We start from the raw sequence: 8,495 nt of genomic DNA on the forward strand, positions 1-8,495 counted from the left end.
CGTCAGGGGAAAAGGGGGAGCCCTTCCAGCCCCATCGCCTCAGGGAAGCCGTACATGATGTTCATGTTCTGCACGGCTTGGCCGGCGGCACCTTTCACGAGGTTATCGATGGCGGAAACTACGATGACCCGCCCGGTGCGGCCGTCCACCGCCAAACCGATATCACAGAAGTTGGAGCCGCGCACGTGGGCAGTGGATGGGACGTTTCCGGCGGGAAGCACACGGACAAAGGGCTCCCCGTCGTAGAATTCGGCATAGAGCTTCACCAGTTCGGCGACGGAGACAGTGCCGGTAAGCCGCGCGTAGACCGTGGAGAGAATCCCCCGGTCCATGGGAACCAGGTGGGGAGTAAAGGTGATGGTGATCGGCTTACCGGCAAGAAGCGACAACTCCTGTTCGATCTCGGGGATGTGTCGGTGCACTCCACCCACCCCGTAGGCCTTGAACCCGTCATTCACCTCGCAGTAAAGGTTCTCCACCTTGGCACCCCGGCCTGCACCTGAAACCCCCGACTTGGAGTCGGCAATAACGGTCGACGGGTCGATAAGGCGCTTGTTTAACAGGGGCATGAGCCCCAGAATGACGCTCGTGGGGTAGCAGCCGGGGTTACCCACGAGCCGGGCATCGCCGATCTTCTCCCGCCGGATCTCCGGAAGGCCGTAGACCGCCTCCTTCAGGTTCTCGGGGTTCATGTGGGGTTCGTACCACTTCTCATAAACGGCGGGATCATTGAAGCGATAGTCGGCGGAGAGGTCAACCACCCTCTTCCCCAGCTCAAGAAACGTGGGCACCACTTCCATAGCCGCCTTGTGGGGAAGAGCCGTAAAGATAAGGTCTGCCTTCTGGGCCACCCTGACCGGTTCGAGATTTTCGAGCACCTGTGCGTAGCGGTTGCGCAACGTCGGGAAGACAACGGCGACGGGCCGGCCGGCGCTCTGTTCAGAGGTTATGCAGGTTACAGCCACCTCGGGATGGCAGTAAAGCAGCCTGAGCAGCTCGACTCCGGTGTATCCACTCGCTCCAACGACAGCAACATTCAGCATGGGCAAACTCCTGGGAGAAAAGGTGGCTGACACGAAATATCAAGAGTATAGGGCAAACTCTGGCAAAGCAAAAGGGGAAAACCCGAATGGATTTTCCCCTTGAACAGCCGTGGCTGCAGATGGTGCGCTTAGCGCTTGGAGAACTGGCAGCTTCTCCGGGCGGCGCGCTTACCGTACTTCTTCCGCTCCTTGATGCGGGAGTCACGGGTGATGAAACCGGCTTTCTTGAGGGTGCCGCGGAGGGCGACGTCCACTTCGAGAAGGGCCTTCGTGATGCCGTGCTTGATGGCGCCTGCCTGGCCGGAGTCGCCGCCGCCACGGACGTTCACATAGATGTCGAAGTTGCCTACTTTTTCAACCAGTTCCAAAGGCTGCTTGACGATCATCTTGGAAGTCTCGCGACCGAAGTAGTCGTCGATGGACTTGTTGTTGATGACGATGTTCCCGGTCCCCGGCTTCAGCCAGACCCTGGCGACCGACGATTTCCGCTTACCCGTACCGTAGTAGCTGATTGCTGCCATTCGTTATCTCCTGATCCGTATATTCTCTGATCCGATTAGATTTCGAGAGTCTTGGGCTGCTGGGCCTCGTGCGGATGCGCGGGACCGGCATAGACCTTGAGCTTCTTAAGCATGTGACGGGCAAGCTTGTTTTTCGGAAGCATCCCCTTCACAGCCTTGCGGATAAGGTCTTCGGGCTTCTTCTCGATGAGTTTGCCTGCGGCGATGGACTTAATGCCCCCCGGAAATCCGGAGTGGCTGTAGTACATCTTGTCGGCAAGCTTGTTGCCGGTGAGCTGAATCTTCTCAGCATTGACCACAACGACAAAATCACCGGTGTCCACACTCGGGGTGTAGATCGGCTTCTTCTTGCCGCGGAGGATATTGGCGATCTCGGTGGCCATGCGACCGAGCACCTTGTTATCGGCATCGACCAGGAACCAGTCCCTGGTTACTTCTTCTTTCTTTGCAACCTTCGTCGTCTTCATCGAACCCTCTCAAGCTGGATGGAATAAAGAGTAAACACTTTTCTCAGCGAAGGACGGATAGTACTATGGCCATCAGCGGCTGTCAACCCTAAAATGCATATCAATAATAGACTTCCATGAGGCACAGCCCCTGGGGGGGGGCTGTGGGGCCGGCAAAACGTTCTCCAGGATACCGGAACAGAAGCGCCACATCCTCGGCGCTCCGCCTTCCCCGGCCAACCTCCACCAAGGTGCCAACCATGATCCGGACCATGTTGCGCAGAAATCCGGAACCCTTTACATCAACATGGAGGAGATCCCCTTCCAGGGCTAGGTCCACGGCATCTATCCGCCGGACGGTGGTCCGCGCGGCACACCCCGCCGTGCGAAAAGAGGCGAAATCATGCTCGCCAACCATATGGCTGGCCCCCTTTTCCATGGCTGCCAGATCGAGCGCCCCCCGCACGTGCCAGGCATAGTGGCGGCAAAGGGGTGAGCGGCGCTCCCCCCGGTGAATGGTATAGCGGTAGTGCTTGCCTGCGGCGTCAAAGCGCGGATTAAAGCCGTCCGGGGCCTCCAGCGCTTCCATCACGGCTATATCGGGAGGGAGAAGCGCATTGAGCCCATCGGAGAAGGCCCGAATCGGCAGCCCTTTGTCGGTGGTGAAGGCGGCAACCATGCCCCGGGCGTGGACACCAGCATCGGTGCGGCCAGAGGAATGCACGCGAACCGGTTCCGTCAGCAGCCTCGCCAACGCCTCTTCGACCACCTGCTGGACAGAGATGCCGTTGGGCTGAATCTGCCAGCCAGCGTAGTTTGTGCCGTCGTATTCGAGAATGAGCTTGATTGTGGGCATAAAACGGAAAGACGCCCCAGAGGGGCGTCCCACTGGCTGAATGGCCCCATTGCATACCGCATCTACCGGCACGCACGGGGGGACGAGATTATTTCAAATACTTGTCGATCAGGATCTCGGCGATCTGGACGGCATTCGTGGCCGCACCCTTGCGAATATTGTCCGCCACCACCCAGAGGTTGAGGCCGTTGGCGATGGACTCGTCCTCACGGATGCGCCCCACAAGGATCAGGTCCTGACCGGCGGCGTCGATGGCCATGGGATAGGATGACGTGACCGGATCATCCACCAGTTCCACCCCGGGCGCCTTCGCCAGAAGTTCGCGGGCCATGGCCACGGTCAGCTTGTTCTCGGTTTCGATATTCACTGACTCTGAGTGGCCATAGAAGACTGGCACACGGACCGCGGTGGCGGTTACCCCTATGTTCGCCTCAAGAATCTTCCGGGTTTCATGCACCATCTTCATCTCTTCCTTCGTATAACCGTTGTCACCGAAGGAGTCGATCTGAGGAAGGCAGTTGAAGGCGATCTGGTGGGGGTAGGTCGCCACATCCGGCGACTTCCCCTGAAAAAGGGAGACCACCTGTTTCTGCAGCTCTTCAATGGCTTTCTTGCCGGTGCCGGAAACCGCCTGATAGGTGGAGACCACGACCCGCCTGATGACGGCGTAGTCGTGGAGCGGCTTCAGGGCCACCACCATCTGGATGGTGGAGCAGTTGGGGTTGGCGATGATGCCCTTCTTCCGGTAACCGGCGATGGCGTGGGGATTCACCTCGGGAACCACCAGCGGCACATCAGGGTCCATGCGCCAGGCGCTGGAGTTGTCGATGCAGACGGCCCCGGCCGCGGCGGCCGCTGGGCAGAACTCCCGGGAGCGGTCGCCGCCGGCCGAAAAGAGGGCAATGTCGATCCCCTCGAAGGAGTCGCGGGTCAGTTCCTCCACCATTACCGACTTTCCCTTGAACTCCAGCACCTCGCCGGCGCTCCGAGAACTGGCCAGGTAGCGGATCGTCCCCACGGGGAAGCTGCGCTCTTCGAGGCATTCGATCATCTGCCCGCCGACGGCGCCGGTGGCGCCGACGACGGCCACATTCCACAGTTTTGCCATTCGTTACTTCTCCACGAGGATGCGGAGCATCCGGCGCAGGGGCTCGGCGGCGCCCCAGAGGAGCTGATCGCCGCAGGTGAAGGCCTGCACGTACTGGGGACCCATCTTCATCTTGCGAACCCGTCCGATGGGGACCGTCAGAAGCCCGGAAACCGCGGCGGGGGTCAGGTCGGCCAGGGTGTCAGCCTTGGTGTTGGGGACAAACTTGACCCACTGGTTGTCGTTCTTGATCAGCTCTTCGATGTCGGCCAAGGGGACGTCCTTGTTCAGCTTGATGGTCAGGGCCTGGCTGTGGCAGCGCATGGCGCCGACGCGGACGCAGATGCCGTCCACCGGGATGGGCGTGGAAGCACCGAGGATCTTATTGGTCTCGGCAAACCCCTTCCACTCCTCCCGACTCTGGCCGTCCTCCACCTCCCGGTCGATCCAGGGGAGAACGCTGCCTGCCAAGGGAAAGCCGAACTCCTTCTTCGGCAGGGTATCACCACGCAGGGTGGCGGTAACATCCCGGTCGATATCAAGGATGGCCGACGAAGGGTTCTTGAGGTGCTCGGCCACGGAACCGTGGAGGGCTCCCATCTGGGAGAGAAGTTCACGCATATTGGGGGCGCCGGCGCCGGAAGCGGCCTGATAGGTCATGGAGGAGAGCCACTCCACGAGACCGGCCCGGAAGAGCCCCCCCAAGGCCATGAGCATGAGGCTCACAGTGCAGTTACCGCCGATGAAATCCTTCTGCCCCTTGGCCAGGGCAGCGTCGATGACATTGCGGTTCACCGGATCGAGGATGATGACCGCATCCGGCTCCATCCGGAGGGTGGAGGCCGCGTCGATCCAGTACCCCTGCCACCCCTGCTTGCGCAGCTCCGGGTGGACCGCCTTGGTGTAGTCGCCACCCTGACAGGTAATGATGATGTCGAGCTTCTTCAGTTCTTCAATATCATCGGCACTCTTGAGGATTCCCGCATTCATGGGGGCAGACTGCCCCGCCTGGGAGGTGCTGAAGAATACCGGCTCGATGCCGATGTTGAAATCCCCCTCCTCCACCATCCGCTGGAGAAGAACCGAACCGACCATGCCGCGCCAACCGACGATTCCGACTTTCATAGGCAGAACTCCTTTTTCGGGAAAGATGTAAATACGTTACAGGGCCGCAATAATCGCGTCGCCCATCTCTTTGGTGTTGACGAGCTTTTCGCCCGGCTTCTCCTGGAAGATGTCGCGGGTCCGACATCCCTGGTCGAGCACCTTGGCCACGGCGTTGTCAATGGCATCGGCCGCATCCACCATGCCAAAGGAGAAGCGGAGCATCATTCCCATGGAGAGGATCTGGGCGATGGGGTTCGCAATCCCTTGCCCCGCAATGTCCGGGGCGCTGCCGCCGGAGGGCTCGTACATGCCGAAGGTCCCCTCGGCAAGCGACGCGGAGGGGAGCATCCCCAGGGAGCCGGTCAGCATGGCCGCCTCATCGGAGAGGATATCGCCGAACATATTCTCGCAGAGGATGACATCGAACTGCTTGGGCCAGCGGACCAGCTGCATGGCAGCATTGTCCACGTACATGTGGGAGAGCTCCACGTCCGGGTATTCCTTGGCAATGCCGGTGACCACCTCGCGCCAGAGAACCGACGAGGAGAGAACGTTGGCCTTGTCGATGGAGCAGACCCTCTTGCCCCGCTTGCGGGCCGCCTGGAAGGCAACGTGGGTGATCCGTTCGATTTCGGGAACGCTGTAGCGCATGGTGTCGAAGCCGACCCGGTCGCGCCCCTCGCCTTCGATCCCCTTGGGCTGCGCAAAGTAGATGCCGCCGGTCAGCTCGCGGATGACCAGCACGTTGAAGCCGCCGGCGATGACCTCTTCCTTGAGGGACGAGGCACCGGTCAGGGACGGGAAGATGATGGCCGGCCGCAGATTGGCGTAAAGGCCGAAGATCTTTCTGAGGGGAAGGAGTGCGCCACGCTCGGGCTGCTCGTCCGGGGGAAGCGTCTCCCACTTGGGGCCGCCCACGGAGCCGAAGAGGATGGCATCGGACGACTTGCAGATAGCAACAGTAGTTTCGGGGAGGGCCTTCCCTTCAAGGTCAATGCCGGCACCCCCGACATTGGCGTGGGTCCGCTCGAATTTCACGTCGTACTTCTTCTCTATGGCGTCCAGCACCCGGAGCGCCTCGGCCATAACCTCGGGACCAATGCCGTCACCGGGAAGAACCGCCACCTTGAACACCTGAGACATCCCTACACCCCCGCACAAGAAATATACAAAAGTACTTAATACTATTGAGCAAACACCTCATTGTCAACAAAAAAGGCGGCACCATGACCGCAACCGGAAGCGCCCCGCGATAACAAAAGCAAACGGCCGGGAGGATCTCTCTCCCGGCCGCACCCCGATTCCTCGGATCAAATCTCTCCTACCAGGTTTCGCCCCCTGATATGGAACCATGCTCACCGCAGTTGGTGCTGCAGCTGGACTCGCTGTATCTTCCCGAAGCCGCTTTCTTGAACCCGGTGACGTGAGGCATCTCGCCCCCTTTGCCATCGCCCGAGTAGCGGGCCGGCAATCCGGCAGTGGCCGTCCCGATGAGCCGCGACACCTTGCCGCCGTGGGGCACCCGGATATGGCAGTCGATACATTTGACACTGTCATGATCACCGGTAGTGTGAACCTCGCCCGCACCGGAGAAGTTGTGGCAGTTCCAGCAGAACGACATGGAGTTGTTTCTCATTGACTGGAAGGTGCCGGTGGTTACCCCCGCCACGGTGTAGGGCCATGCCTTGTTGGTCCCCTTCAGGGACCAGGTGATTCCCGCTCCCTGAATACCCGTATCCACGAATTCGTGGCAGTCGGCGCAGGTCATCAGCTGGTTACCCACGTTCGTCCACGGGGCCTTCATTTCACTTGTTGTCAGTGCCCGCGGGGCGAGGGAGCCGGTCTGATTGTTGAGGGTGACGATGACCGGGTGGGCTGACCGGTTGCTGGGGCTGAACTCCCAGGCCTGGTCGGTCAGGTTGAGGCCGGAAGGGCCCACGACGGCCGACGTGGCATTGGTTGTGGCACCCAGGCCGTTGGAGGAGTGGCACTTGACGCAGAGCTGGTACATCTTGGCGGCAGGTGCTGCGGGGGTATAACTGGTCGCTCCGGTCCAGTTCGTGGTGCCATAGCCCGGCGCAACCCCGTTGTATGTGGAGTAGTTTGCCGCGTAGCCGGGATGTTTCTCGGCGTGAGACTGCGACCCGTGGCAGTTGGAGCAGGCATACTGCTGGCCGGCTATCCCGGCGGCAATGGTGTCCTTCACGGCGGTTGCCGTGCTGTCGTGGCAGGTCTGGCAGACGGTGGCGGCAAAGCCACCGTGCTGGGTGACCAGGTTGACTTTATGGCAGTAGGAGCAGTTCCCCTGCCCAACCGCGGCGGTGTGCCCCGCCATGGCCGGGGCGGCCATGGCGAGGAGCGCGGCTGTGGTGATGATGATGCGCTTCATTTCTCTCCTCCATTCGGTTCGCTGGATTCTGTTCACGTTGCACCTCCCTTACTGGACCTGGAAGGCACCCTCGGCAACGTAGAGGCTGCTCGAGGTGGTGGTGACACGGAATTTCATCCAGCCGTAGCCGTTCATCCGCTGGGCGATGGAGGTGACGTCAATGTCCTTCCACCCGGTGCTGCTCGTGCTGAGGCTCACGGAGTAGCCGGTGTTCACCGAGGTCCCGTTGGACTGGTACGGGTAGATCCGCAGGGTCCGCGAGGAGCTGATGGAGGAGACGTACACCCGCAGCACCACCTTGGTGGCGGTCAGGGCGTCGCGGTTCAGTTTCATGGCGATGACGTAGTTGCTGCCGAAGCTGCCTGATTGCAGCAGGTAGCGGTCGGTGGTGTTGCCGTCGCGGAAGTTGGCGGTCACGTCGCTGCTGTTGCTGTCGGAGGAGGTGACGCTGCTCAGCCGCTGCATGGACAGAACCTGGTCGGCAAAGACCGAGCTGCTGGTCGGCGCTGCCTGGACCGTGACGAGGACGGTGTCGCTGGCGGTGGCGCCGGCGTTGTCGGTGACGGTCAGGGTCGCGGTGTAGGTGCCGGCCGTGGTGTAGGTCTTGGTGGCGCTGGCGCCGCTGCCGGTGGTGCCGTCGCCGAAGTTCCAGGCGTAGGAGGCGATGGTGCCGTCGGGATCGGTGCCGGTGCCGGTGAAGGTAACCGCCTGATTGACGGTGACGACCTTGTCGGCGCCGGCGTTGGCGGTTGGCGGCAGGTTGTTGCCGGTTACCGTGTGGCAGGCGTTGCAGCTCTGCTGGATGCCGGCCATGCCGTCGTTGATGACCTTGACCACCGTGGCGTTGGTGCTGGTGTGGCAGGCGGTGCAGTAGACCATCTTCTCTTCGTGGGCGGCGATGAAGCCGGTCTGGTCGATGAGGCTGATTTTGTCATGCTGGCCGGCGTGGTTGCCGAAGCCGCCGATGGCGTTGTGGCAGTCGGCGCAGACTACGGGTTGGCCGGCAAGCCCTTTCTGGACGGCCGCGGTTATGGCCGTGTTGGTGC

General features: G+C 61.2%; 9 protein-coding genes. All 9 read right to left on the reverse strand.

Going from position 1 to position 8,495, the window contains the following annotated elements; translation table 11 throughout:
* Positions 1-2: 2 nt before the first annotated feature.
* Positions 3-1,043 carry an N-acetyl-gamma-glutamyl-phosphate reductase gene (gene argC, locus KI811_RS03545; RefSeq protein ID WP_214185099.1) on the reverse strand — a complete coding sequence of 347 codons (1,041 nt, stop codon included), beginning with the start codon at positions 1,041-1,043 and terminating at the stop codon, positions 3-5.
* 128 nt (positions 1,044-1,171) lie between these two features.
* Positions 1,172-1,564, reverse strand: coding sequence for a 30S ribosomal protein S9 (gene rpsI / locus KI811_RS03550; RefSeq protein WP_214185100.1), 393 nt, complete (start codon positions 1,562-1,564; stop codon positions 1,172-1,174).
* A gap of 35 nt (positions 1,565-1,599) precedes the next feature.
* Positions 1,600-2,031 carry a 50S ribosomal protein L13 gene (rplM, locus tag KI811_RS03555; protein ID WP_004514736.1) on the reverse strand — a complete coding sequence of 144 codons (432 nt, stop codon included), beginning with the start codon at positions 2,029-2,031 and terminating at the stop codon, positions 1,600-1,602.
* Positions 2,032-2,131: 100 nt separating this feature from the next.
* Positions 2,132-2,866, reverse strand: a complete 735-nt coding sequence (gene truA, locus KI811_RS03560; protein ID WP_214185101.1) for a tRNA pseudouridine(38-40) synthase TruA — start codon at positions 2,864-2,866, stop codon at positions 2,132-2,134.
* Between the two features lie 88 nt (positions 2,867-2,954).
* Positions 2,955-3,974 (reverse strand): aspartate-semialdehyde dehydrogenase, encoded by a 1,020-nt coding sequence (locus KI811_RS03565; protein ID WP_214185102.1) that lies wholly within the window; start codon positions 3,972-3,974, stop codon positions 2,955-2,957.
* 3 nt (positions 3,975-3,977) lie between these two features.
* Complete coding sequence (gene asd, locus KI811_RS03570; protein ID WP_214185103.1) at positions 3,978-5,078, reverse strand: aspartate-semialdehyde dehydrogenase; 1,101 nt, start codon at positions 5,076-5,078, stop codon at positions 3,978-3,980.
* A 36-nt stretch (positions 5,079-5,114) separates the two neighbouring features.
* The gene (gene leuB, locus KI811_RS03575; RefSeq protein ID WP_214185104.1) at positions 5,115-6,203 is read right to left on the reverse strand and encodes a 3-isopropylmalate dehydrogenase; all 1,089 of its coding nucleotides are present in this window, start codon (positions 6,201-6,203) and stop codon (positions 5,115-5,117) included.
* Positions 6,204-6,381: 178 nt separating this feature from the next.
* A complete protein-coding gene (locus KI811_RS03580; RefSeq protein WP_214185105.1) occupies positions 6,382-7,449 on the reverse strand; it encodes a cytochrome C in 1,068 nt (355 codons plus the stop codon).
* Positions 7,450-7,497: 48 nt separating this feature from the next.
* On the reverse strand, positions 7,498-8,495 hold a 998-nt coding region (locus KI811_RS03585), incomplete at its 5' end, for a PKD domain-containing protein (RefSeq protein ID WP_214185106.1).

This window comes from Geobacter hydrogenophilus (assembly GCF_018501225.1).
GTDB classification, from domain to species: Bacteria; Desulfobacterota; Desulfuromonadia; order Geobacterales; family Geobacteraceae; genus Geobacter; species Geobacter hydrogenophilus.